The organism is Micromonospora polyrhachis (genome assembly GCF_014203835.1).
GTDB lineage: Bacteria > Actinomycetota > Actinomycetes > Mycobacteriales > Micromonosporaceae > Micromonospora_H > Micromonospora_H polyrhachis.
Window position 1 is genome coordinate 1,312,639 of sequence record NZ_JACHJW010000001.1, and the last position, 25,790, is coordinate 1,338,428.

General features: G+C 69.9%; 17 protein-coding genes and 3 pseudogenes. 7 read left to right on the forward strand and 13 right to left on the reverse strand.

Going from position 1 to position 25,790, the window contains the following annotated elements; genetic code table 11:
- Nucleotides 1-60 precede the first annotated feature (60 nt).
- Nucleotides 61-483 (forward strand): D-aminoacyl-tRNA deacylase, encoded by a 423-nt coding sequence (gene dtd / locus FHR38_RS05130; RefSeq protein ID WP_184533219.1) that lies wholly within the window; start codon nt 61-63, stop codon nt 481-483.
- A gap of 135 nt (nt 484-618) precedes the next feature.
- On the opposite strand, the gene FHR38_RS05135 is transcribed toward dtd, so the two are convergent.
- Complete coding sequence (locus tag FHR38_RS05135) at nt 619-1,407, reverse strand: sporulation protein (RefSeq protein WP_184533221.1); 789 nt, start codon at nt 1,405-1,407, stop codon at nt 619-621.
- 300 nt (nt 1,408-1,707) lie between these two features.
- On the opposite strand from FHR38_RS05135, the gene sigB reads away from it, so the two are divergent.
- Entirely contained in the window at nt 1,708-2,697 is a 990-nt protein-coding gene (gene sigB / locus FHR38_RS05140) for an RNA polymerase sigma factor SigB (RefSeq protein WP_246446954.1), read from the forward strand.
- Between the two features lie 81 nt (nt 2,698-2,778).
- Entirely contained in the window at nt 2,779-3,168 is a 390-nt protein-coding gene (locus FHR38_RS05145; RefSeq protein ID WP_184533225.1) for a YrdB family protein, read from the forward strand.
- Here FHR38_RS05145 and FHR38_RS05150 read toward each other — a convergent pair whose 3' ends face one another.
- The 3 genes from FHR38_RS05150 to FHR38_RS05160 all read right to left on the reverse strand — a co-directional run bounded on the left by FHR38_RS05150 (nt 3,169) and on the right by FHR38_RS05160 (nt 8,025).
- The gene (locus tag FHR38_RS05150) at nt 3,169-5,727 is read right to left on the reverse strand and encodes a bifunctional acetate--CoA ligase family protein/GNAT family N-acetyltransferase (protein WP_184533227.1); all 2,559 of its coding nucleotides are present in this window, start codon (nt 5,725-5,727) and stop codon (nt 3,169-3,171) included.
- 102 nt (nt 5,728-5,829) lie between these two features.
- Nucleotides 5,830-7,011 carry an acetoin utilization protein AcuC gene (locus FHR38_RS05155; protein ID WP_184533229.1) on the reverse strand — a complete coding sequence of 394 codons (1,182 nt, stop codon included), beginning with the start codon at nt 7,009-7,011 and terminating at the stop codon, nt 5,830-5,832.
- 147 nt (nt 7,012-7,158) lie between these two features.
- Nucleotides 7,159-8,025: a sulfurtransferase gene (locus tag FHR38_RS05160; RefSeq protein WP_184533231.1), complete on the reverse strand. Its 867-nt coding sequence runs from the start codon at nt 8,023-8,025 to the stop codon at nt 7,159-7,161.
- A 97-nt stretch (nt 8,026-8,122) separates the two neighbouring features.
- Between FHR38_RS05160 and FHR38_RS05165 the strand changes: the two genes are divergently transcribed.
- Nucleotides 8,123-8,806: an iron-dependent transcriptional repressor DtxR gene (locus tag FHR38_RS05165; protein ID WP_184533233.1), complete on the forward strand. Its 684-nt coding sequence runs from the start codon at nt 8,123-8,125 to the stop codon at nt 8,804-8,806.
- A 64-nt stretch (nt 8,807-8,870) separates the two neighbouring features.
- Here FHR38_RS05165 and FHR38_RS05170 read toward each other — a convergent pair whose 3' ends face one another.
- Genes FHR38_RS05170 through FHR38_RS05180 form a run of 3 tightly spaced genes read right to left on the reverse strand, consistent with a single transcriptional unit; the run spans nt 8,871 to nt 11,057 of the window.
- The gene (locus FHR38_RS05170) at nt 8,871-9,521 is read right to left on the reverse strand and encodes a hypothetical protein (protein WP_184533235.1); all 651 of its coding nucleotides are present in this window, start codon (nt 9,519-9,521) and stop codon (nt 8,871-8,873) included.
- 31 nt (nt 9,522-9,552) lie between these two features.
- Nucleotides 9,553-10,752: an L-2-hydroxyglutarate dehydrogenase gene (lhgD, locus tag FHR38_RS05175; RefSeq protein ID WP_184533237.1), complete on the reverse strand. Its 1,200-nt coding sequence runs from the start codon at nt 10,750-10,752 to the stop codon at nt 9,553-9,555.
- An 11-nt stretch (nt 10,753-10,763) separates the two neighbouring features.
- A complete protein-coding gene (locus FHR38_RS05180) occupies nt 10,764-11,057 on the reverse strand; it encodes a C1orf53 family protein (protein WP_184533239.1) in 294 nt (97 codons plus the stop codon).
- A gap of 225 nt (nt 11,058-11,282) precedes the next feature.
- On the opposite strand from FHR38_RS05180, the gene FHR38_RS05185 reads away from it, so the two are divergent.
- Nucleotides 11,283-11,945 carry a C39 family peptidase gene (locus tag FHR38_RS05185; protein ID WP_312881854.1) on the forward strand — a complete coding sequence of 221 codons (663 nt, stop codon included), beginning with the start codon at nt 11,283-11,285 and terminating at the stop codon, nt 11,943-11,945.
- Here FHR38_RS05185 and FHR38_RS05190 read toward each other — a convergent pair.
- Entirely contained in the window at nt 11,933-13,045 is a 1,113-nt protein-coding gene (locus FHR38_RS05190; RefSeq protein WP_184533241.1) for an outer membrane protein assembly factor BamB family protein, read from the reverse strand. The two genes, FHR38_RS05185 and FHR38_RS05190, sit on opposite strands and share 13 nt — an antisense overlap.
- 207 nt (nt 13,046-13,252) lie before the next feature.
- Between FHR38_RS05190 and FHR38_RS05195 the strand changes: the two genes are divergently transcribed.
- Entirely contained in the window at nt 13,253-18,841 is a 5,589-nt protein-coding gene (locus tag FHR38_RS05195) for an ATP-binding protein (protein WP_184533243.1), read from the forward strand.
- Between the two features lie 137 nt (nt 18,842-18,978).
- Here FHR38_RS05195 and FHR38_RS05200 read toward each other — a convergent pair whose 3' ends face one another.
- Together FHR38_RS05200 and FHR38_RS05205 are read right to left on the reverse strand one after the other, a co-directional pair.
- Complete coding sequence (locus FHR38_RS05200) at nt 18,979-19,767, reverse strand: hypothetical protein (RefSeq protein WP_184533245.1); 789 nt, start codon at nt 19,765-19,767, stop codon at nt 18,979-18,981.
- A 174-nt stretch (nt 19,768-19,941) separates the two neighbouring features.
- On the reverse strand, nt 19,942-21,405 hold the full coding sequence (locus tag FHR38_RS05205) for a hypothetical protein (protein ID WP_184533247.1): 1,464 nt from the start codon (nt 21,403-21,405) through the stop codon (nt 19,942-19,944).
- A 54-nt stretch (nt 21,406-21,459) separates the two neighbouring features.
- On the opposite strand from FHR38_RS05205, the gene FHR38_RS05210 reads away from it, so the two are divergent.
- Nucleotides 21,460-21,642 carry a hypothetical protein gene (locus FHR38_RS05210; protein ID WP_184533249.1) on the forward strand — a complete coding sequence of 61 codons (183 nt, stop codon included), beginning with the start codon at nt 21,460-21,462 and terminating at the stop codon, nt 21,640-21,642.
- Nucleotides 21,643-21,849: 207 nt separating this feature from the next.
- Here FHR38_RS05210 and FHR38_RS33120 read toward each other — a convergent pair.
- From FHR38_RS33120 to FHR38_RS33130, 3 pseudogenes are all read right to left on the reverse strand, one after another.
- Nucleotides 21,850-24,258, reverse strand: a pseudogene (locus FHR38_RS33120) (vitamin B12-dependent ribonucleotide reductase); the annotation flags it as partial.
- A gap of 177 nt (nt 24,259-24,435) precedes the next feature.
- Nucleotides 24,436-25,317 (reverse strand): annotated as a pseudogene (locus FHR38_RS33125) (LAGLIDADG family homing endonuclease); the annotation flags it as partial.
- Nucleotides 25,318-25,785, reverse strand: a pseudogene (locus FHR38_RS33130) (vitamin B12-dependent ribonucleotide reductase); the annotation flags it as partial. It abuts the pseudogene before it with no gap.
- Nucleotides 25,786-25,790: the final 5 nt, after the last annotated feature.

Consider the following 25,790-nt stretch of genomic DNA (forward strand, 5'->3'; position numbering starts at 1 on the left):
ACGCCGCCCGCTGGTCGGGTCCGACGATCGGGCCCGACCGGGTGTGGCAGTCTGCTCCTCATGCGTGCGGTGGTACAGACGGTGAGCCGGGCAAGCGTCACGGTGGACGGTGCCGTCGTGGGGGCGATCTCCGATGGCCTGCTGGTGCTGCTCGGCGTTACCCACGCCGACACGGACACCACCGCCACGACCATGGCTCGCAAGGTGCATGAACTGCGCATCCTCGACGACGAGCGGTCGGCTGCCGATACCGGTTCACCGATCCTCGTAGTCAGCCAGTTCACCCTGTACGGGGACGCCCGCAAGGGGCGACGGCCGAGTTGGGGTGCGGCGGCCCCGGCCGAGGTGGCCGAACCGCTGGTGACTGCCTTCGCCGAGGCGTTGCGAACACGCGGCGCACAGGTGGAGACCGGCCGGTTCCGGGCGCACATGCTGGTCGAGAGTGTCAACGTCGGTCCCCGGACCGTGCTGCTGGAGCTATAGACCAGGATTGCGCTACCGAAGCCACGGACCAGGACCCCATGCTGCTGGAGCCATGGACCAGGCCGGACCTACTGGCCCGCACCGACCGGCGGCCAGCGGGCCCGCCCCGCCCGTAGACGGGCCCACCATTGAGGATCAGAAGAACAGGCCGCGCTTCTGGATGGACTGCCGCAGCCAGCCGTCGAGTTGGGCCACCCAGTCGGTCTGCTCGACCGCGGCGTAGCCCACGGTGAACCGGCCGAACGCGTCCCGCCCCTCGGTGAACACGCCACCCCGCTTGTCGATCTCCAGTACGACCTGGAGGTGTTGGGGCGTACCGATGAAGGTCAGTTCCAGCTGGTTGATCGCGCGGGCGTACTGGGGTGGCGGGTAGAACTCGATCTCCTGGTAGAACGGCAGTGTCTGCTGCACGCCGTAGATGTGGCCCCGTTCGACGTCGGCCCGGCTGAACCGGAAACCGAGCCGCAGCAGCGCGTCGAGAATGCGTTCCTGGGCCGGCAGCGGATGCACCGCCACCGGGTCGAGGTCCCCCTTGTCGAGGGATCGGGCGACTTCGAGTTCGGTCCGCAGCCCCATCGTCATGCCGTGCAGGTGCTGACCGTAGACCTCGGTGATCGGCGTCTCCCAGGGCACGTCGAACCGGAACGGGATGTCGTGGCGCTGCCCCGCCTCCAGGCGGAACGGGCCGGTCACCCGCTGGCGGTGGAATTCCTGGGTGGTGTCGTACTCGCTGTCGCCGCTCTCGACCTCGACGCGGGTTACCAGGCCCAGCGCGACGTACTCGATGTCCACCGCGTGGTCGCCGCCGGCAACATGGATCTGCCCTTCCAGGTATCCGCCGGGCCGGCAGTTGGGGTTGCTCAACACGGTCTCCACCGACGGACCGCCAACGCCCATCGCCTGCATCAATCTCTTGAAGACCATTACGTCCTCCGTTGCTTTCATGTGGTGCCTCAGTGGCGAACGGGTGGCAGAGTAATCGGCGACGGCAAGCCGGAATCTTCGCTGGACATTACCCGGATACACCACCAGAACGGACGAATGACCTCCGGTCTGATCCCGGATTCATGCCACGTCGGCCGTCTCCTCACCTCAGCTTCACGCCCCACCGGCCAAGCTGGTATCCACCAGCGCGGTTCGCGCTGGCGCGTGCCACTTGTCGACGCGGGGAGGCGACTGGAGATGGTCCTGCAGATGACCGAGAAAGAACTCAAGCCGGCCGTCATGGTGGGATCGGCGGTAGCCGCCGATGCCGGCAGGATCGCCAACGAGCAACTGGTCGACCTCGACGCGACCGACGAGCGCGGTGTCTCGGCCGATCTGGTCCGGGCCTACCTCAACGGCATCGGCCGTACCAAGCTGCTCACCGCCGTGCAGGAGGTCGAACTCGCCAAGCGGATCGAGGCCGGCCTCTACGCCGAGGAGAAGCTCACCGAGCCGGTGGCCGAGCCTCTGCGTACGGAGCTGGGCATCGTCGTCGACCAGGGACGCGCCGCCAAGAACCACCTGCTGGAGGCGAACCTGCGGCTGGTCGTCAGCATCGCCAAGCGCTACACCGGCCGGGGCATGGCCTTCCTCGACCTCATCCAGGAGGGCAACCTCGGCCTCATCCGCGCCGTCGAGAAGTTCGACTACACCAAGGGCTACAAGTTCTCCACCTACGCCACCTGGTGGATCCGCCAGGCCATCACCCGCGCCATGGCCGACCAGGCCCGCACCATCCGAATCCCGGTGCACATGGTCGAGCAGGTGAACCGGATGGTGCGCACCCGGCGGGACCTCGCCACCACCATGGGCCGGGAGCCCACCGTCGCCGAGATCGCCACCGCCCTCGGCGTCGCGGAGTTCCAGGTGATCGAACTCATCTCCTACGACCGGGAGCCGGTCAGCCTGGACCAGGCCGTCGGCGAGGACGGCGAGAGCGCGCTCGGCGACTTCGTGGCCGCCGTGGATCCGAGCATCGACCCGGGCGAGTCGGCCGCCCAGGGCCAGCTCCGTAACGAGGTGGAGATCGTCCTCGCCACCCTGTCGCAGCGCGAGCAGGCGGTGATCCGGCTGCGCTTCGGGCTCGACGACGGTCGGCAGCGCACCCTGGACGAGGTGGGTCGCGAGTTCGGGCTCTCCCGCGAGCGGATCCGCCAGATCGAGAAGGTGACGCTGCTCAAGCTCCGCCAACCGTCGCGGGCGCAGCGGCTGGAGACGTACGCCAGCTGACCCTGGAACCGAACTGGTGGCGGCCCCCGCTCTCCCCGGCCGGGGCTGCCCGACAGTTCCCCTGCCAGACTGCTGGGCATAATGACCGTCGCCCTGGGCCTCCGCTTCCTGCTGGAGCTGGCCGCACTGGCCGCACTGGCGTACGGCGGCTGGCAGGCTCCGGCCCCGATCTGGGTCCGGCTGTTCCTCTCCGTGCTGCTTCCGCTGGCCGCCGTGGCCATCTGGGGCCGCTGGGTCGCCCCCAAGGGGCGGAAGGTGCTGCCCGACCCGCTCCGCCTGATCCCGGAGTGGTGTGTCTTCGGCGGCGGCGCACTGGCCCTGGTCGCCGCCGGTCACCCCTGGCTCGGGGTGGCACTCGCCCTCCTCGCCGCCGGCGACCGACTGGCGCTCTGGTGGCTGGACCGGAACTCGGGCGACGCAGCCCCCACTGATCAGACGACACCACTCCGCCCAGGCGACACCACCCGCTGATCAGAGGCGCCGGGGGCCGGTGTCCGGACGTATCGCCGCCGCGTCCACCCGTACCGATGCGTGCAGCACCGACAGTCCCCCCGGCCGGACCAGCACCGGATTGAGGGTCAGTGTCCGCACCTGCGGGTGCTCGTCTACCAGCCGGCCCACCCGCAGCAGCAGGTCCGTCAGCGCGGCCCGGTCGACCGCCTCGGCCCCCCGGTAGCCGTGCAGCAGCGGCGCGGCCCGTGGCTCGTCGATCAGGCCAGCGGCGTCCCGGTCGGTCAGCGGTGCCGCCCGCCAGGCCCGATCCCCGAGCAGTTCGCTCGCCACCCCGCCCAGCCCGAAACCGACCACCGAACCGAACGCCGGGTCCTCGACCATCTCCACCACGCACGCGACGCCCGGGGCCACCATCGGCTGCACCAGCACGTCGGTGCCGAACAGCCCGGCCAGTTCGTCGTACGCCCGGCGTACCGCCGCCTCGGTGGCCAGTTCCAGACGGACCGCGCCCAGGTCGAGCCGGTGCCGCAGCCCCTCCCGGGCCGCCTTGAGCGCCACCGGCAGCCCCCACTGTCGAGCCGCCGCGACGGCCTCCGCAGCCGAGCCCGCTCGGGTCGACGGTACGACCGGCACGCCGTACGCCCGCAGCAGCCGCTCGGCCAGCCCGGGGCCGTCCTCGGCCAGCGCCCGACGGGCCACGGCCGGGTCCATGTTGGACAGTTCGGGCAGCTGGCCCGGTGGCCGCCGCAGCCAGTCGGCGTAGCCGGCCACCCGGGCCAGGGCCCGTACCGCCTCCTCCACCGAGGGGTACGCCGGCACCCCGGCCGGCAGTCGGTCCACCAGGGAGGCCGCCACGATGGGTTTGTCCCCGGTCAGGGCCACCCCGGCCAGCGCCGAGGCGAAGTCGACGTCCTCGTCAACGGCGCGGCCCGGCAGCGGTGGGGCGAAGACCACGACCAGGGCGTCGACACCGTCGTCGGCCATCGCGGCGTCGAGCGCGGCGGCGAAGACCGGGACGCCCGCCTCGGAGCCGACATCCAACGGATGCCCCTCGGCGACGGTCAGCCCGCCGGCCCGACAGGCGGTCGCGGCCAGCCGGGACAGTGCCGAGGAGTTTCCGACGATGCCGACCCGCCGGCCGGCCGGTAGCGGCTGGTTGGCCAGCAGCACCCCGGCGTCGAACAGTTCGGCGACGGTGTCCACCCGGATCACCCCGGACCGGGCGAACAACTCCGTCACCGCCTTGGCGTCCGGCCCGACGGCCGACCCCGGTTCCGGGCCCGGCTCGCGCGCCGGGGAGGCGAGCGCCACCACGGGTTTCGTCCGGCTGATCCGCCGGGCCAACCGGGCGAACTTGTGTGGATTTCCGAAGCTCTCCAGGTAAAGCATGATCACGTCGGTGCCCGGATCGTCCTGCCAGTACTGCAGCAGATCGTTGCCGGAGACGTCGGCCCGGTTACCGGCCGACACGAAGCTGGACAGGCCGAGCCCACGCCGGTCCGCCTCGGCCAGCAACGCCACCCCGAACGTGCCGGACTGGCTGAAGAAGCCGACTCGCCCGGCACCGGGCAGCGCCGGGGCGAGGGTGGCGTTGAGGCGTACCCGCTCGTCGGTGTTGGCGATGCCCAGGCAGTTCGGGCCGACCACCCGCATTCCGGCGGCGTGCGCCTGCCGGAGCAGGGCCGCCTGTGCGAGCGCACCCGCCGGGCCGGACTCGGCGAAGCCGGAGGAGATCACCACCAGGCCGTGCGCGTTGGCGCTGCCGGCGTCGGCGACCGCGTCGGCCACCGCCTCGGTCGGCACCGCGACGACCGCCAGGTCGATGTCGAACCCCACGTCACCCGCCGACCGGTACGCCGGCAGCCCGCCTACCCGGTCCGCCTGCGGGTGTACGGGCACTATCTCGCCGGTGAAGCCACCGTCCCGCAGGTGGCCCAGGACCGCCGCACCTACCCCCTGTCCACTACTGCTGGCCCCGTAGACGGCCACCGCACGCGGATTCAGCAGCCGGGCGATCGACCGGGCCTCGGTACGGTGTTCGCGGTCCCGCTGCACTTCCAGCGACTGCTCGGTGGGGGCGATCGGGAAGGTCAGGTGCACCACCCCGTCGGCGTACTGACGCGTCACCTGGTAACCGAAGTCGGCGAAGACCCGGAGCATCTTGGCGTTGGCCGGTAACACCTCGGCGACGAACCGGGTGATCCCCTCCTGCCGGGCGGCCTCGGCCAGGTGCTCCAGCAGTACGGACCCGATGCCCCGCCCCTGGTAGGCGTCCTCCACCACGAAGGCCACCTCCGCCTCGATGGCCTCCGGCCCGAGCCGGTCATAGCGACCGACGGCGATGATGTCCACGCCGGAGAGCACCACGAACGCCTCCCGGTCGCGGTGGTCGACGGTCACGAACCGCCGCAGGTCCCGGTCCGGGATGCGTGGGTACGGCGAGAAGTAACGCAGGTAGCGGGTGCGCTCGGAGAACCGGGAGTGCATCGCCACGATGGCGGGGGCGTCGTCGGGGTGGATCTGCCGCAGGTGGACGGTGGTCCCGTCGCTGAGCAGGACGTTCGCGGAGCGGTCCATGGCGGATTCGGCCTCCGGTGGCCATGGTCGGGGGTACGGGGTGTACGGGGGCGGCTGGTTCCAGGCTGGGACGATCAGTCCCGGGAGCGTGGGCTGGGACGATCAGTCCCGTGGGTCGTGCGGGTCGAGGCCGAGCAGCGGGAACACCTCCTTACGGGTGGCGATGATGGCGCGGTCCACCGCATCCGGCTCACCGCTGGGCTGCCACGGCTCGAACGAAAGGTCCACGTCGTCGGTCATCCGCAGCGGCACCTCCCGGTGTGGTCGGCGCACCTGGGCCAGTTTGCGCCAGTCCGGTGGGGTCAGTGTGGCCGGGTCGAGGGGCTCACCGGTGGCCACCGCGAGCAGATGGGTCCAGGCCCGGGGCACCACCTCGACCAGGGCGTACCCACCCCCTCCGGTGGCCACCCACCGGCCCTCGCACAACTCGTCGGCGAGTGCCCGCAGTGCCAGGTAGCTGGCGCGCTGCCCGTCGACCGATAGGCGCAGGTCGGCCAGGGGGTCGGCACGATGGCTGTCCGCTCCACACTGGGTCACCAGGATCTGCGGCCGGTACGCCCGCAGCACCGACGGGACGACGGCGTGGAAGGCACGCAGCCACCCGGCGTCTCCCGTACTCGGTGGCAGGGGCAGGTTGACCGCGCTGCCCTCGGCACCGGGGGCTCCCGTCTCGTCCGGGAAGCCGGTGCCCGGGAAGAGGGCGAGCGGCGTCTCGTGCAGGCTGACCGTCAGCACTCGGGGGTCGTTGTAGAAGATCTGCTGCACCCCGTCGCCGTGGTGCACGTCGATGTCGACGTAGGCGACCCGCTCGGCGCCCAGGTCCAGCAGCCGGGCGATGGCCACCGCCGGGTCGTTGTAGACACAGAATCCAGCTGCCCGGCCGGCCATGGCGTGGTGCAGCCCACCGGCCACGTTGACCGCCCGCCGTGCCTCACCGCGCCAGACCAGTTCGGCTGCGGTCAGGCTGGCCCCGGCGATCAGGGCACTCGACTCGTGCATCCCGTCGAAGATCGGGTTGTCCGCCGTACCGAGGCCGTAGCCGGAGAAGAAGGGGTCGTCCGGCGCGGCCCGCACCGCGTCGAGGTACTCCGGTCGGTGCACCCGGCTCAGCGCCGCCTCGTCGGCCGGTGACGGTGTCATCACCTGCACGCCGGGCCGGTCAAGGACGCCCAACTCCTGGGCGAGTGCGATGGTCAGCTCGACCCGGACCGGATCGAGTGGATGGTCACCCAGGTCGTAGGCCAGCAACGCCTCGTCCCACATCACCACTGTGCCGTCCGACATGGCCACATCGTCGCACGTCGGGCCGATGACCCCGGGTGTACGCCCCGCCGCCGGGCGATGCGTCGTGGCGGCGCGTGGCGCCAGGTGGTCGCGTGGCGCGGGTCGCTGGGTGGCGCGGGTCGCTGGGTGGCGGGGCGGTGTGAGTCGCTAGGTGGCCGGCGACTCGTCGGCTGGTCCGGTGGCCACCGGACGGGACGGGTCGGTGACCCAGTCGCTCCACGAACCGACATAGAGGGCGGCGTCCAGCCGGCCGGCCAGGTGCAGGGCGAACACGGTGTGCGCGGCGGTCACCCCGGAGCCGCAGTACGCGCCGACGCGTACCTCGGGGGCGACCCCGACCCGGGCGAACCGGGACCGGAGGTCGTCGGCGTCGGGCCAGCGGCCCTCCGCCCCGGTCAGCTCGTTCGCCGGCAGGTTGACCGCGCCCGGAATGTGCCCGGCGACCGGGTCGATGGGTTCGGTCTCCCCCCGAAACCGTTCGGGTGCCCGCGCGTCGATCAGTACGGCGTCCGCGTCGACAGCCAGGTCGGCGGCGGTCCGGGCATCGAGCACCGGCAGCGCGCCGGGTCGGATCTCGATGTCGCCCGGTACGGGCTCCGGCAGGTCGGTGCTGATCAGCAGCCCCGCCGCCCGCCAGGCCGGATATCCGCCGTCGAGGATGCGGACCTGCCGGTGTCCGGCCCAGCGCAGGGTCCACCAGAGCCGGGCCGCCGGCAGCCCCTCACCACCGTCGTAGACCACCACCGGGTGTTCGGCCCGTACGCCGGCCGCCCGCAGCACGTCGCGCAGCGTTACCGGATCGGGCAGCGGGTGCCGCCCGCCGACCCCGGCGGGGCCGCACAACTCGTCCAGCTCCACGAAGACCGCCCCCGGCAGGTGCCCGACGGCATACTCGTCGCGCCGGGACGGACCGCCGAGCCGCCACCGGACGTCGAGGAGGGTGGGCGAATCGGCAGCGACCAGCTCCGGGGCAAGGGCGCTCGGGGAGACCAGAAGGTCAGCGGATTCGGACACGTTGTCCAGTCAACACCATCGGCGCGCGCAACCCCGATTTGGCTGCGGGTTTATGTCCGTACCGCGAGGTAGCATCGACGGCTAGGAGGCCGCTGACGTGAACGACCTTGTCGACACCACTGAGATGTACCTGCGCACCATCCTTGAGCTGGAAGAGGAGGGGGTGCCGCCGCTGCGTGCCCGGATCGCCGAGCGGCTGAGCCAGAGCGGGCCCACCGTGAGCCAGACCGTCGCCCGCATGGAACGGGACGGCCTGCTGACGGTGGAGGACGACCGCAGCCTGCAACTCACCGACCTCGGCCGGGCCAACGCCGTGGCTGTCATGCGCAAGCACCGCCTCGCCGAACTGTTGCTGGTCAACGTGATCGGTATGCCCTACGAGGAGGCCCACGAGGAGGCCTGCCGCTGGGAGCACGTGATGAGCGACGCGGTGGAGAAGAAGGTCTACGACCTGCTCAACCGCCCCACCCGGTCGCCCTACGGCAACCCGATCCCCGGCCTGGAGGCGCTCGGCGATTCGGTGCCGCCCAGCACCGAAGCCGCCGACGGCGAGCGCAACCTGGCCTTCCCGGGGCTGTCCGGCCCGGTCGTGGTGCGTCGCATCTGCGAGAGTGTGCAGACCGATGCCGACGTGCTGCGGCAGCTGCACGCCGCAGGCGTCGACCCGGGCGCGACCGTGACCGTCGCCCAGGAGCGCGACGCGGTGACAATCAACCGCTCGGGCGACAAGATCCGGCTCCCCCGCGAGGTCGCGTCCCGCGTCTTCGTCGCCGCCCACTGATCGGGAGAGCCGCCGCCCACTGATCAGCGTGGTCACCGCCCGCTGACCCGTCGACGGCGCGCGGCTAGAGGTTACTGGTGTCGATCTTCTTGGCCAGGGCCACGAGACCGGCCACCAGTTCCTCGGCCGCGTCCCGTCCCTGGCCGGTGGGAAGGGTGTACCGGAGGCTGGCGGCCCGACCGTCCGTGCCCAGCCAGCCGATCTCCGCCGTGGCACCATGCTCATCGGCCGGTGCCGCGGTCAACTGGTACGCCGCCTTGCCCAGCCCACTGACGGACCGTCCGCCCCCGGGCACCAGGTCGGTCTTGAACCCGGCGGCGTCCATCGAGATGTCGATGACCGACAAGGTCAGGTCGGGCTGGTGGGCCGCTTCAGTCCGGAACACACAGGTGTACGTCTGCTTGAGCCGGCTGGCCGCCGCCACATCGAAGCGGATGCCGAGGTCCTGCTCGACGGTGGGATAGTCCAGCAGCTCGCATGCTCCGCCCGCGGTGGACGCCGGCAACTCGACGACCGGTGGCGCGGGCACGGCGACCCTGGTGGGCGACGCGTCCTCACCACCACACCCGGTCAGCATGAGCACCCCGGCACCGATCAGACAGAGCCGCCCGCGCACACGTACCTCCCGCTCGTTCCGGCCACGGCGGTCGCCCGTGCCGGTGGTCCGTGGCACACCGTACGGGTTGCCCGGCGACAGCGAAAGCCCGGTCGCCACGCCCCTACCGGTCGTCGGGCAGCCGCCCTGCTCAGCCAGGTGACCGGTCGGTGGGCAACCGGGACACGACGTGGCGGGCGATCTCCAGCGAGCTGGTCGCCGCTGGCGACGGTGCGTTGAGCACGTGCACCTGCCGGGGGCCGGCGACGACGAGGAAGTCGTCGACCAGCGCGCCGTCGGCGGTGACCGCCTGGGCGCGTACCCCGGCGGGGGCGGGCAGCAGGTCCCGCTCGGTCAGCTCGGGCACCAGCCGGGCCAGACTGCGCGCGAACCGGCGGCGGGACAGCGAACGGCGTACCTCGGTGAGTCCGTAGCGCAGGTGACGGCGGGCCAGTCGCCACAACCCCGGGTGGCCGACCAGTTCGACCACCGCGCGCGGGTCGACCCGCCCCCACGAGTAGCCCTCCCGGGCCAGCGCCAGTACGGCGTTCGGACCGGCGTGCACCCCGCCGTCGATCATGCGGGTGAGGTGTACGCCGAGAAAGGGAAACCTCGGGTCCGGCACGGGATAGATCAGACCCCGGACGAGGTCCCGCCGCTCTGGCCGCAGTTCATAATATTCACCCCTGAACGGGACGATCGACGCAGAAGGCGTCACACCGGCCAGTCGGGCAACCCGGTCGGCGTGCAGCCCAGCGCAGTTGACCAGCACGTCGGCGACCACCTCGCCGGCTGTGGTCCGGACCACCTGCTCACCGCCCCGGGTCACGATCCCGGTAACCCGAGCCCATAACCGGATCCGGGCACCGGCCTGTTCGGCCCGCCCGGCCAGGGCCCGGCTGACCTGGGTGAAGTCGACGATGCCGGTCGAGGCGACGTGCAGCGCCTCGACACACCGTAGGGCCGGCTCGTGCTCGCTGGCCTCGGCCGGGCTGACCAGGCGTACCGGCAGCCCGTTGGCGACCGCCCGCTCGTGCAGTGCCCGGAGCCGGGGCAGCTCGTCCTCTTCCGTGGCCACGATGAGCTTTCCGCACACCCGTACCGGAATGTCGTTCTCCGCACAGAACTCGACCATGGACCGGCTGCCCGCCGCGCAGAGCCGCGCCTTCAGGCTGCCCGGCCGGTAGTAGACCCCGGCATGGATCACCCCGGAGTTGCGCCCGGTCTGGTGCGCGGCCAACCGGGGCTCCTTCTCCAGCACGGTCACCTCGGCGTCCGGCCGATCCAGGAGGATCCGGTGCGCGGTAGCCAGCCCGACGATGCCCCCACCGATCACCACGTACCTCGCCATGCGCCAGGACGCTACCGGTCCGGCGGGGCGGTGACTGTCCCCTCACCGACCGGCCCGTCGTCGACGTACGGGCAATGTCGGCACCCCCGACCGCAGCAGGTCCCACGGTGCGCCAGAAAGCTGGCGGTGAGGACGAAGAGCCCGGTGTCCGGATCGGGATAGCCGGCCTCCTCGGCGGCGAGCGCCGCGGCGTGGGCCGCCAGGATCCGGTCTCGGGCCGGGTGGTCCGGTGCCAGCCGGCCCGGATGTGGCTGGTCCAGCGGCCGCGGTGCCAGCGGCAGTCGCCGTCCCTGCTCGCCCCGCATGTCGCCAACCGTACGGTATGTCCTCGACCGCTCCACAGCCTCGCAGTCGACGACCCGCGCCCGCCACTTCCCGACGCTTTCTGATCACTACTTTGCGCGACATTCCTGGAATGTCGGACCGCTCCTGCTGGTTGCACTTTCCATGCCGCCCGAGCACCCGCCCGGGCGGTCGCCGCACCCGGACCAGTTCCCAGTTCCCCACCCCCGGACGGAAGGGCAACCATCGTGACCAGCCTCACCCGGTGGCTCCCGGCCATCACCAGGACCACCAGCGCCAAGACCGCACTGACCGCCGCCGGCATCGCCGTCACCGCCGCCGCACTCGCCGGCCCGGCCGCCGCGCACGCCGCACCGACCATGACCACGGCGAAAAAGCCGGCCAAGGACAAGGAACTCCAGTACCAGTACCGGGCCCAGGAGAACTACTACTACTGTGGCCCCGCCGCCGCCCGGATCGCGGCCAGCACCAACGGCCAGACCCCCAGCCAGGACGACATGGCCCGCAAGCTCGGCACCACCACCAGCGGCACCAACTCCGCCGAGGACACCAGCCGGGTGTTGAAGGAAGTCACCGGCAAGGACTACAAGACCACGGCCATCCGAGGGCCGTGGGCCACCCCTGCCGAGATGGACCGCCTCCAGGCCGACGTCGCCGAAGCCATCGACAAGGACAAGGCCGTCATCGCCAACGTACGGGGTAGCGGCACCGACACCTACGGGACCACCCGTTCCTACCCGGGCGGCCACTACGTCACCGTGGTCGGCTACCAGGACGAGGGGCGCAAGGTACGGGTCGCCGACCCGGCCGACCCTCGGGGCGACGGTACCTACTGGATGAGCACCATCAACCTGGCCAACTGGATCGCCGAACGCGGCTACTCCTCCTGAGCCACGCCGGGCCGACGCCCGTCGTACGACGCCCCGCGACCGGGGAGCCGGCTGCCCGCCGGCTCCCCGGTCGCTCTTGTTCGCCCCAGGCACGCTTCTTCGCCCTGGTCACCGGCCCGAGGGGCGTACGACTCGACGGCCCGCAGCGTTCCCTTGGTCACCATGACCAGCCCACCTGTACCAAGATCGGCCAGGGCGGCAATCCGGCGGGTCACCGACAGTCGTCCCACTACCACACCATCAGCCCCGACGCGATATAGCGTGCCGTTCTCGCCAGCCAGCACGAACCCCGGTCCGGTGGGGACGATCCCGCCGACCAATGGCTGCCCCACATCCACCCGGCACATCGTCGAACCACGTACCGGATCGACGGCCAGGTAACCGGCGCGGCGCTCCCGCACCCAGACGATGCCGGCGGTGAACTCGGTGGCGGTGACCACGAGGTCGACGTGATGGTCGAAGAACCGGTCCACGGCACCGGAGGAGAGTCGAAGGGCCACGATGGACCGAGGGCCGCACGGCACCAGGCAACGGTCCGGACCAACCGCCGTGAACGTCGCGGCGTCGCTCACCGCCATCGGCTCGGGCAGCCGCCACCGCCCCAGTTCACTCCCGTCCCGGGGGTGGAGCAACCAAGCCTCCCGCGCGCGGCCGAGCAGCACCCCACCGCCCCAGGCCAGCGGAAGCATCGCCGCCACCGACGTGGACGTACGCCACAGCGGTCGCCCGTCGTACAGATCGAACGCGACCAGTGGGGTGTAGTCCCGCCAACCACCCACCAGGACGGTGTCTGCTGTCGCAGTGACGTGCCCGGTGTAAACCGGCAGGGAAACACGCCACAGTGTCGTCCCGGTCACCAGGTCGAGGCAGATCAACTGGTGGCTGCCCGACGTCAGGACCAGGCAACGATCACCCGCGATGACGAAGCCACGCGGCCAGTCCCCCACCGGGGCATCCCAGTGGACCGTACCGTCCCGGCTGTCCAGGCAGACGAGTCGGCTGCGCCGCTCATGCACGACGATCCGCCCCTGCGCCACCGCCACGTCCGCAGCGACCCCGCGCTGATGTAACTGTCGCTCCCAGCGGAACTCCCCAAGCATGGACGAAGCCCATCAGGCCGGCACCGGACGTCGCCACCACCGGGCGTAGACAGCCAACGATTTTTGGTCGATTCCTACAACATGGGCCGGGCAGCATTCGCTGTCCGCGACATGGTGCTGCCAGCCGGTAGACGGAAGGGTGAACAGTGCTGGGGGCCGCCGTGTCACGGCGCGCACATCGTTGGTCTACCGGAGGGGCTCGTTCGGGTGTTCACTCGTGTCGCCATCGTCAACCGTGGTGAGGCCGCCATGCGGCTCATCCACGCCGTCCGGGAGCTGGCTGCCGAAACCGGGACCCGGATCGAGACCGTCGCCCTGCACACCGACGTCGACCGAACGGCCACGTTCGTCCGCGAAGCGGACCTGTCGTACGACCTCGGGCCCGCCTCCGCACGGCCGTACCTCGACCTGAAGGCCCTGGAACGGGCGTTGGTGGAGACCCGGGCCGACGCCGCGTGGGTCGGCTGGGGCTTCGTCGCCGAGGACCCGGCCTTCGCCGAACTCTGCGACCAGATCGGCGTCACCTTCGTCGGGCCGAGCGCCGAGGCGATGCGCAAGCTGGGCGACAAGATCGGCGCGAAGCTGATCGCCGAGGAGGTCGGCGTACCGGTCGCACCATGGAGCCGGGGCGCGGTCGAGACCCTTGACGCCGCCCTGGCCTCGGCGGCCCAGGTCGGCTACCCGCTGATGCTGAAGGCGACCGCGGGCGGCGGCGGACGCGGCATCCGGGTAATCACCAGTGACGCCGAGCTCGTCGACGCATACGAGCGCACCAGCCAGGAGGCGGCGCGGGCGTTCGGCAGCGGCGTCGTGTTCCTGGAGCGCCTGGTCACCGGCGCCCGGCACGTCGAGGTCCAGGTGATCGCCGACGGCGAGGGCACCGCCTGGGCGCTCGGCGTACGCGACTGTTCGGTACAGCGGCGCAACCAGAAGGTCATCGAGGAGTCGGCGTCCCCGGTACTCCGCCGGGCGCAGGTAGCCGAACTCAAGGCGTCGGCCGAACGCCTGGCCGTCGCGGTCGGCTACCGCGGGGCGGCGACCGTCGAGTTCCTCTACCACCCGGGCGACAAGCTGTTCGCCTTCCTCGAGGTCAACACCCGCCTGCAGGTCGAGCACCCGATCACCGAGGCCACCACCGGATTCGACCTGGTCAAGGCGCAACTCCGAGTGGCAGCCGGCGCCCGGCTCAAAGGCAAGCCGCCGGTCGAGCGCGGACACGCCATCGAGGCCCGGCTGAACGCCGAAGACCCCGACCGCGACTTCGCGCCCTCCCCCGGACGCATCGCGCGGTTGGACCTGCCCGCCGGGCCGGGTATCCGGGTGGACACCGGCGTCAGCGAGGGAGACACCATCCCCGCCGACTTCGACTCGATGATCGCGAAGATCATCGCGTACGGTCGCGACCGCGACGAGGCGCTCGGCCGGCTGCGCCGGGCGATGGCGCAGACCACGGTGGTCATCGAGGGCGGCGCGACCAACAAGAGCTTCGTACTCGATCTGCTCGACCAGCCCGAGGTGATCGACGCCAGCGCGGACACCGGCTGGATCGACCGGGTACGCGGCGAGGGCCGACTCGTCTCGCACCGGCACTCCGCCGTCGCGCTGGCCGCCGCCGCCATCGAGGCGTACGAGGAGGAGGAGCGCGTCGAACGGCAGCGGTTGCTGTCGACGGCGGCCGGTGGACGGCCCCAGGTGCAGCACGCCAGTGGCCGTCCGCTGGACCTCAAGCTGCGGGGCGTCGGCTACCGCGTACGCGTCGCGCGGATCGGTGCGCACCGGTTCCGCGTCGGTATCGAGGTCGGCGGCGAGGTCCACCCCGCCGACGTCGAACTGGACCGCTTCGACCGGCACACCGGGCAGATCGTCGTCAACGGCAGCCGATACCACCTGCTCACCGGCACCCACGGGCCGATCCACCTGGTCGAGGTGGACGGTGTCACGCACCGGGTCAGCCGGGACGAGGGCGGCGTCCTCCGCTCGCCCATGCCCGCCCTGGTCGTCGCCACGCCGTTGAAGGTCGGCGACGAGGTCGAGGCGGGCGCGCCGGTGCTGGTGGTGGAGGCGATGAAGATGGAGACGGTGCTGCGGGCACCGTTCAAGGCACGGCTGAAGGAATGTGCCGTCTCCGTGGGCAGCCAGGTGGAGGCCGGCAGTCCGCTGCTCCGGCTGGAACCGCTCGCCGACTCCGATGCCGAAGCCACCGACGATCCGCAGACCGCCACCGTCGAACTGGACCTGCCCACCGCGCCCGCAGTGGTCCCGGCGCGGGCCCGCACCACGCGGGGCCAGGAGGACCTACGCAGCCTGCTGCTCGGCTTCGACGTCGACCCACACGACGAGCGCCGGGTGCTCGACGGCTACCTCGACGCGCGCCGGGCCACCATCGCCGACGGCTACCGGCCGCTGGCCGAGGAACTCGAACTCGTCGACCTCTTCGCCGACCTCACCGAGCTGAGCCGTAACCGACCGGCCGGCGACGACGGCGGTGACGGGCACGTGCACAGCGCCCGCGAGCACTTCCACACCTACCTGCAGTGCCTCGACGTGGAACGGGCCGGGGTGCCGGAGACGTTCCAGGCCAAGCTCGCCAGGGCGCTCGCGCACTACGGGGTCACCGAGTTGGAGCGCTCGCCCGAACTCGAAGCCGCCGTGTTCCGGATCTTCCTCGCCCAGCAACGCGCGTCCGTTGACGCCACGGTGGTCGCGGCGTTGCTGCGCGCCTGGCTGCGGGAGTCGCCACCGGACGAGGTGCTGCGCGAGCCGGCCGGGCTCGCGCTGGAACGGCTGGTGGCCGCCACGCAGGTCCGCTTCCCCGTCGTGGCCGACCTCGCCCGGGGCGTGGTGTTCGCCTGGTTCGCCCAGCCACTGCTGCGCCGCAACCGGGCCCGGGTCTACGCCGACGTCCGCCGGCACCTGCGCCACCTGGACACGCACCCGGACGCACCGGACCGCGCCGACCGCGTCGCCGAGATGGTACGCAGCACCGAGCCGCTGGTACGGCTACTCGGCCAACGACTGGTCCGTACCGACCTGGACAACGCGGTGATGTTGGAGGTGCTGACCCGGCGGTACTACGGCAACAAGGGTCTCGTGAGCGTCCGCACCAGGGCGGTCGCCGGCTGCACCTTCGTGGTCGCCGAGCGCGCCGGCTCGTGTGTGGTCTCCGCCGCGGTGAGCTTCGACGCGTTGGGCAGCGCGCTGCGTGGCCTCGCCGAGTTGGCCAGCGGCGAGGAGCCCATCGACGCCGACATCTATCTGGCCTGGGAGAAACAGCCGGCCGACTTCGACGCGATGGCCGCCGCCCTGCACGAGGTCATCGACGCCTGCCCGCTGCCACCTCAGGTCCGCCGGCTGACCACCACCGTCGCGGGTCGCAGCGGCGCGGTGATGCACCACCACTTCACGTTCCGCCCGTCGAGCACCGGGATGACCGAGGATCGGCTGATTCGTGGCCTGCACCCGTACATCGCGCAGCGGATGCAGTTGGAACGGCTGAGCAAGTTCGACCTCACCCGGCTGCCCTCCTCGGACGAGGAGGTCTACCTCTTCCAGTGCGTGGCCCGGGAAAACCCGTCCGACGACCGGCTCGTCGCCTTCACCCAGATTCGCGACCTGACCGAGCTGCGCGAGCACGACGGTCGGCTCATCGCCCTGCCGACCGCCGAGGACACCATCGCCACCTGCCTCGACTCGATCCGCCGCGCGCAGGCGCAGCGCCCGTCGAAGAAGCGGTTCCACACCAACCGGATCGTGGTCTACGTGTGGCCACCGAGCGACCTCACCCGCGAGGAGATCGAGATGATCGCCGGGCGGGTACGACCGACGACCGCAGGTGCCGGGTTGGAGGAGATCCTGTTCATCGCCCGGCAGCGCGGCCCGACGACCGGCGAGCTGACCAAGACCGCCATCCGGATCTCCTTCGACGCCACCGGCGGTGCCGAGTTGACCATCGGCGAGCCGTCGGACGAGCCGGTCCAACCGCTCGACGGCTACCGGCAGAAGGTGCTGAGCGCCAGCAGTCGTAACGCGGTGTACCCGTACGAACTGACCGGCCTGCTCGGCGACTTCGTCGAGTACGACCTCGACGACGACCACGTGGCGGTACCGGCTGGACAGTGCTCGTCTCCGCCCAAGACCGGCTCCGACTCCGCTCAGTCGCTGGTACCGGCTGGACAGTGCTCGTCTCCGCCCAAGACCGGCTCCGACTGCGCTCCGTCGCTAGTACCGGTCGACCGGCCGAAGGGGCGTAACAGCGCGGCGATCGTCGCCGGGGTGGTCACCACGCCGACCCCGCAACACCCGCAGGGCGTCACCCGGGTCGTACTGCTCGGTGACCCGACAAAGTCGCTCGGCGCACTGTCGGAACCGGAGTGCCGCCGCGTGATCGCCGCCCTGGACCTGGCCGAGCGGATGCGGGTGCCACTGGAGTGGTACGCGCTCTCCGCCGGGGCCCGGATCTCCATGTCCTCGGGCACGGAGAACATGGACTGGGTGGCCGCCGCGCTCAAACGGATCGTCGAGTTCACCCAGGACGGCGGCGAGATCAACATCGTGGTCGCGGGCATCACCGTCGGCGCGCAGCCGTACTGGAACGCCGAGGCGACGATGCTCATGCACACCAAGGGCATCCTGGTGATGACGCCGGAATCGGCGATGGTGCTCACCGGCAAGCAGTCGCTCGACTTCTCCGGTGGCGTCTCCGCCGAGGACAACTTCGGCATCGGCGGCTACGACCGGGTGATGGGCCCGAACGGGCAGGCCCAGTACTGGGCACCGAACCTGGCCGCCGCCCGGGACGTGCTGATGGCGCACTACGAACACACGTACGTCGCCCCCGGCGAGGACGCGCCCCGGCGGGCGACCACCGTCGACCCCGTCGACCGCGACATCTCCCACTTCCCGCACGTCGTGGCGGGCAGTGACTTCACCACCGTCGGTGAGATCTTCTCCGCCGAGGCCAACCCGGACCGCAAGAAGCCATTCGACATCCGTACGGTGATGCGGGCGCTCTCCGACCAGGACCACCCGGTGCTGGAGCGCTGGGCGGGCATGGCCGACGCGGACACCGCAGTGGTGCAGGACGTACACCTGGGCGGTATGCCGGTGTGCCTGCTCGGTATCGAGTCCCGTGCGGTGCCCCGGCGTGGCTTCCCGCCCACCGACGGCCCGGACACCTACACCGCGGGCACGCTCTTCCCGCAGTCGTCGAGAAAGGCCGCGCGGGCGATCAACGCGGCCAGCGGCAACCGGCCGCTGGTGGTGCTGGCCAACCTGTCCGGCTTCGACGGCTCACCCGAGTCGATGCGCAAGCTCCAACTGGAGTACGGCGCCGAAATCGGCCGCGCGATCGTCAACTTCCGTGGGCCCATCGTGTTCTGCGTGATCTCCCGTTACCACGGCGGCGCGTTCGTGGTCTTCTCGAAGGCGCTGAACCCGAACATGACCGTGCTCGCGCTGGAGGGGTCGTTCGCCTCGGTGCTCGGCGGTGCCCCCGCCGCCGCGGTGGTCTTCTCCGGCGAGGTGAACGCCCGCACCGCGGCCGACCCCCGGGTACGGGAGTTGGAGGCCCGCATTGCCGCCGCTGCCGGGGCCGACCGAGCCGCGTTGACCGCCGAACTCGACGAACTCCGGTCGTCGGTCCGCGCGGAGAAGCTCGGTGAGGTGGCCGCCGAGTTCGACCGGGTGCACAACATCCAGCGGGCCGTCGAGGTCGGCTCGGTCGACGCCGTGATCCGGGCCGCCGAACTCCGCCCGCGCGTCATCGAGGCGATCGAGTCCCGCCTACGGCGGCAGTAACCGGTACAGGGCGGTGCCGTGCTCAACCAGCACGGCCACATCCGTCCTCCGCTGCTGGGAACGGTTGTTGTTACCGGAGGAACAACAACCGTTCCCAGTCCGGGTAGATCCGGTCCAATGAGGAGCGTCTGCGGCGGTCATCGGTCGACCGTGCCCTGGCCATCCGCGTCGATGATCTCCGGAAGGCGCAGCAGTTCGTCGGCAGAGGCCAGCGACTCACCGGCCGAGACAAAGGTGAGCAGCCTGATCGGGGCGTCGTTGGCCGCCGCAGATGCGGTCTTGTGGTGACCGTCGAGCAGGAAGTGGAACAGGCCCCAGTGCCGCTCCTCCCTGAAATATGGGCCTTCAATGTCGAGAAGACCGAATGCGACGGCTGTCGGTCGGCCAGCCGCATTGGAATACCGCTCGACGGTTCCGGTGTCCAGGTCGGTCGGATCTACCATCGGGACGGCGAACTCGAAGAGTTCGTCATGGTCGCCGACATCGCGACGATCGAGCCGGTAATAGCTGGCGTTGGCAGGATCGATGGGATACTCAAGCTCTTCGTCGCGCCAGCCTGCCGGCCCCTCGACGGCGAAGTAGTCACCCGCCGAACCCGGCGTGACGAGCGTCGGCAGCGTGTCCAGGAGCATCACCTGATAGTCGCCGCGCGGCAACTGGGCAGCGAATGCCTCGACGACCTCCGCATCGAGCCCATCCAGGCCGATGTTGAGACGATCTCGAACGGCGGCTGCGGAGAGCAGTACGTTCGCAGCCGCCGGCTCCCGACGCAGCACAAGTCCGCAGGTGCCGCATCCATAGGCGATCTGGTAGGCGGGCACGCCATCGACGGTCAGGTAGCGGCTGGGGCGTTTCTCCCAGTCGATTCCGATACGGGGGTTGTCGCTGCCGAGCGTCATCAGCTTGTACGCGACGAGTCGGCTCACGTGAGTTCTTCCGGTAAGGCGGCGGACCGCTCTCCCGACATCAAGGCCTCAACGCGTACTCCATCTGCTGTCACGTGGCCATTATGGATCGCATCGGGTAGGCCGTCGCTGCATCGCCCACCCGATGCCGGTCGGACCCGACCCTACTGGTGCAGGGCGAATATCCGAGAAGCACTATTCCTGGTCGTTGGCCAGCTCCGGTGAGGCAGCGAGGGAGCAGACGAGTACACGACCGTCCAGGGTGCCGATCGCGAGACGTCCTGGACCCAGCCGGACGAGTGAGAGCGGGACGACGCGGTGGCCGTTGACGCGTAGCTCATGCCGCGCGTGCATCGCGCCGTCCTCCGCGCGCAGGAGCACGAGTTCCCCTGAATTGAACGTGACGTAGACAAAATCACCGTCGACGTCGAGCGCAGTGGCCTGATGGTCGGCCGTGAAGACCCATTGCAGCTCACCGGTCGGGTAGGCACGGCGAACCACGAAGGCGTTTCCCGGCAGCAGGCCAGCACCATCGTGGACTGCTCCGGTGTGCACGAGCGCCGGTCCGGCCCGGTCGTCGAGGTACGCACCGCAGCCGCCGAACAGATGCCCGCCTCGCGGCTCGTCCCATTCGAGGGGGAACAGGCGTCGCATCGAGCCCCCGGGTACGTCGACGGAAACCACCCACTTGTCTTGCCAGGGCTTGTCCTCTTGGCCTTGGAGAAACAGCAGGTCCGGGGCGTAACGGATATCAAAGAAGTGGTTGAACAGGTCATACCGGCCGAGCTTGACAGTTGTTGTGTTCACGCCATCCGAGGATTGAAGGATGATCTCTCCAGTAGCGGCACCAGTGCGGTACTCGGTGTCACGTAGCGCCCACCAGCCATCGGCCCGAGACACCAGGACAGCGGAGAAGGCAGGCTCGTGGATTGTCCGAACCTCAGCGTCGTCCAGGTCGACCTCTGCCACGACACTCGGATCGAGTGTCCAACCCCCGCCCTCGAACCTGGGCGGCGTCTGCGTCAACACCAGAGCTGTTCGTCCTTCCGGCAACACCTTCACCTGGCATCCCGCGCCGTCAACCGGAAGTCGCCACAACGACTCCCCGGACGTCGAAGACCAACACTCAAGGCGGACACCTTCGAGAGCAGCGACGATCCGACCATCAGACAGTGAATCCACCGCCCACACCCCACGTCGGTTCACCCAACGCAGTCCGCGTTCCTGGCAGAGCCTCTCGATGATGGTCACGGCGACCGCCGGCTCGGTCCGCGGTCTGTCCGGAACCGGTGCCTCCCCATACGGCATCCGTAGCATCCCCGCGGCAGCACGGTCCCAGTCGTCGCGGCGAATCGAACAGGCCAGGGACGTGGTACCGAACCGCTCCTCGTCCTCGTCGCAAGGAATGGCCAACACCAGGTCAAGCGTCTGCGAATCGCGCCAAACGAGCTGCCGCACCTCGCGGGGATCCGCGAGCAACGACACGGTGGTACCGGTGGTCAGGTCCAGCAGCAGCAGTTCGCCCTCGTAGAACCACCCGCCGTCATATGAGCCTGTGCCGATGGCCGCTAGCGGCAGAGTCGGATGGCAGGCGATCACGTTCGTCGGCCAGCGTGTGGTGATGTGACGTAGGCAGGTCAGGTCAGCGGACTCGTACACCGCCAGTGGGTACCAGCCCGGGTGCGGCCGTGATCGGCTGGAGACATCGCGGCCATGCTGCTGCGGCCGTTTCAGTACACCACCGATCACGATGAGATCACCGTCAGGCGAGACGGCGATGGCACGGGGCTGGCCGATCTCGCAAAACGGGCCGGCGCCCAGCACGCGGTCCACTCGGACCTCGACGGCGCTCAACGAACCGGATCGGGGTCGATTTCTTCGATCACGAAGCGATGATGCCGTCCCGACCGACGGTCGGCAAGGCAGCGAGGGGAACCCGGCAACACCACATCCCGCCACAGCGACCGCCCGACCCTCTACAGGATCGGGCGGTCGCTGCCCTTCAGCCGCTGGCCGGCTCCGCGACCGTCATTGTCACGGGTCGCCAGCCATCAGCCGCCGCCGTCCAGCACTCCTCGTTGCGGCAATGCGATTCGCTCGTTCTCAGCTGCAGCCGGAGGTAGAGCCGCAGCCCTCACAGACGTAGCAGCTACCGGCCGGGCGCATCTTCGTACCGCAGGTGAAGCAGAGCGGCGCGTCGGCGGCCTTGCCGATCACCGCCTCCAGCAACTCGGTGGACGAACCCACCTGCGGTGCCGGCTTGGCCGCGACCACCTCGACCTCGACCGGCGAATCGGACTTCTCCGCCACCGGTGCGGAGGCGGCCATCGCGGTCAGGTCCAACCCGCTCTCCGCCTCGGCCTCCGCCCGGATCTGTGCGGCCCGCTCGGCAGCGGTGAAGATGCCCAGCTCGGCCCGATCGTCGTACGGCAGGAAGTCCAGCGCCAGCCGACGGAAGATGTAGTCCATCACCGAGGCCGCCATGCGGATGTCCGGGTCGTCGGTCATGCCGGCCGGCTCGAAGCGCATGTTGGTGAACTTGCTGACGTACGTCTCCAGCGGCACGCCGTACTGAAGGCCGATCGAGATGGCCACCGAGAAGGCATCCATCACCCCGGCCAGCGTCGAGCCCTGCTTGGACATCTTGAGGAAGACCTCGCCCAGCCCGTCGTCCGGGTAGGAAGACGCGGTGAGGTAACCCTCGGCCCCACCGACCGAGAAGGACACCGTCGACGACGGGCGCTTCTTCGGCAGCCGCTTGCGCACCGGCCGGTATTCGACGACCTTCTCGACTGTCTTCTCCGCCCCGGCCGAGACCACCTCGGTCGTCTTCACCGTCTCGGCGGCCTTCGCCGGCTTGGCAACCGACAACGGCTGTCCGACCTTGCAGTTGTCCCGGTAGATCGCCAGCGCCTTCAGGCCCAGCTTCCAGCCCTCGAAGTAGATCTGCTCGACGTCCTCGACCGTCGCCGCCTCCGGCATGTTGACGGTCTTGGAGATGGCCCCGGAGATGAACGGCTGCACCGCTGCCATCATCCGCACGTGGCCCATCGGCGCGATCGAGCGCTCGCCCATCGCACAGTCGAAGACCGGGTAGTGCTCGGTCTTCAGGCCCGGCGCGTCGACGACGTGACCGTGGTCGCCGATGTACTCGACGACCGCCTCGACCTGCTCCTCCGGGTAGCCGATGCTGCGCAGGGCGCGCGGCACCGTCTGGTTGACGATCTGCATCGAGCCGCCGCCGACCAGCTTCTTGAACTTGACCAGCGCCAGGTCGGGCTCGACCCCGGTCGTGTCACAGTCCATCATCAGGCCGATGGTGCCGGTGGGGGCGAGCACTGCGGCCTGCGAGTTCCGCCAGCCCGACTTCTCACCGATCTTGTTGCCGAGCTGCCACTGCTTGGTCGCCTCACGGACGATCTCGGTGGCCACCACGCCGGTCGGCTTGATCTCGTCGTTGGCGGCGGCGTGCTTGCGCATGACCCGCTTGTGCGGCTCGGCGTTACGGGCGTAGCCGTCGTACGCGCCGACGACGCCAGCCAGCTCGGCGGAGCGGCGGTACGCCGTACCGGTCATCAGCGAGGTGATCGCGGCAGCCAGCGAGCGACCGGCCTCCGAGTCGTACGGCAGGGCCGAGGCCATCAGCAGCGCGCCGAGGTTGGCGTACCCGATGCCGAGCTGGCGGTAGGCCCGGGTGGTCTCACCGATCCGCTCGGTCGGGAAGTCGGCGAAGCAGATCGAGATGTCCATCGCGGTGATGACGAACTCGACCGACCTGACGAACTTCTCCACCTCGAACCCGCCGTCGGCCCGCAGGAACTTCATGAGGTTCAGCGAGGCCAGGTTGCAGGAGGAGTTGTCCAGGTGCAGGTACTCGGAGCACGGGTTGGAGGCGGTGATCCGACCGGTCTCCGGGCAGGTGTGCCAGTCGTTGATCGTGTCGTCGTACTGGAGACCCGGGTCGGCGCACTCCCAGGCGGCCTGCGAGATCTTGCGGAACAGGTCGCGGGCGTCGATGGTCTCGATGACCGAGCCGTCCAGCCGGCCGCGCAGGTCGAACTTGCCGTGCTCGTCGACGGCCCGCATGAACTCGTCGGAGACCCGGACCGAGTTGTTGGCGTTCTGGTACTGCACGCTGACGATGTCCGAACCGCCGAGGTCCATGTCGAACCCGGCGTCCCGCAGCGCGCGGATCTTGTCCTCCTCGCGCGCCTTCGTCACCACGAACTCCTCGATGTCCGGGTGGTCGACGTCGAGGATGACCATCTTGGCGGCCCGCCGGGTGGCTCCACCGGACTTGATGGTGCCGGCCGAGGCGTCCGCACCACGCATGAAGCTGACCGGACCGGAGGCGGTGCCACCGCTGGAGAGCAGCTCCCGGGAGGAGCGGATCCGGGACAGGTTGACCCCGGAGCCGGAGCCACCCTTGAAGATCAGCCCTTCTTCCTTGTACCAGTCGAGGATCGAATCCATCGAGTCGTCGACGGAGAGGATGAAGCAGTTGTGCACCCGTAGGCTGCCGGCCAGGAACTCGCCGGACTCGGTCTGGATGTCGTAGACCTCCATCGCGCCGAGCGGTTCGACCCGGTCGATCTCCAGCCGCTTCACCTCGGCGGCCGGGCGACCCGGCTTGGCGAAGCCCGCTTCGAGCTTGGCCATCTTCTCCGCGCCGATGAAGCCGATGTGCGTGGCGAACAGCTCCCGATCCCCGTCGTTCTGGATCCGCAGCGACCAGCATCCCTTGCGGTCGGCACGCTCATCCTTCTTGTACGACACCCGGGCGAAGATGCCGTACCGCAGCAGCAGGCTCTGCATGCCGCGGATCACCTTCTCCGAGATCATGTCAACGGCGACAAGGGTCGAGGCCTCGCGGGCCGAGACGTAGCCCTCGGCCTGGAAGATGCTGCGCAGGTACGCCGTCACCACCGGAAGCGGCGCGGTGAAGAGCTGCTTCGGCACCTCCATCTCGGTACCGCGGGGCGACAGGTCCCACTTCTCGACGAAGGAACGCAGGTGCTCGCCGTACAGGCGGGTGCGCCGGCAGTCCAGTTCGTCGCTCTGCGTCGACACCGCACGCTCGTGCCGGTGCGCCTCGGGAAAGACCTCGTCGAGGAGGGTGGTGACCCACTCCAGTTCGTCGTCGTTGACGGTCATCGCCTCGATGGTCAACGAGCGGTTCGTCCCGTGGTCGTACTGACCCACGAATCCGTCCGACTGCATCCAGCCGGCGAGCGCGGCCTCGCGGATCTCCCGCAGGTCGATCTCAGCTTCGCCGTAGGCGTCCCGGCGGTGCCACTCAAGCTTGTCTCCCGGCCGGAGGGTGCCCGCCTCGACCCACTGACCCGTACCGGCTCCGGTGCTCTTCCACACGGTGTGGTCCGGCGTGACGTCCAGGGTGTATCCGGCCTTGGTATGCAGGCGGATGACCTCGCGCACCCCGTTCGCCTTGACGGCGAGAATCTTGGTCAGGCCGTGGGCGTCGTACACCTTGGCCCCGACCGCGTTCGTCTCGACCAGCTCGCCGATCGGCACCAGGCCAGCCGGTGTGCTGACCAGGGAGTCGTAGGGCAGGCACGCGGATACCTGCTGGGGTGAGGTGGTGCCCACGTTGAACCAGACCGGCGAGTTGAAGCTGAACACCTGGTGCAGCAGCATCCAGGTCAGCTCCTGCTCGAACACCTCGGCGTCGGCCGGGCCGGCGAAGTAGCCGTGCTGCTCCCCCGCCGCCCGGTAGGTCTTGACCACCCGGTCGATGAGCTGTCGCAGCGACCACTCCCGCTCCGGCGTGCCGACGGCCCCCCGGAAGTACTTGGTGGTGACGATGTTGGCCGCGTTGACGCTCCACACCTCGGGGAACTCGACCCCACGCTGCTCGAAGTTGATCGAGCCGTCCCGCCAGTTGGTCATCACGACGTCGCGACGTTCCCACGCCACCTCGTCGTACGGGTGCACTCCCTCGGTGGTCCAGACCCGCTCGACCTTCAGACCCGTCGCGGCCCGGGATCGTCCCTTACTCGTTGTCACGCCTTCCCCCGCCATCTCAT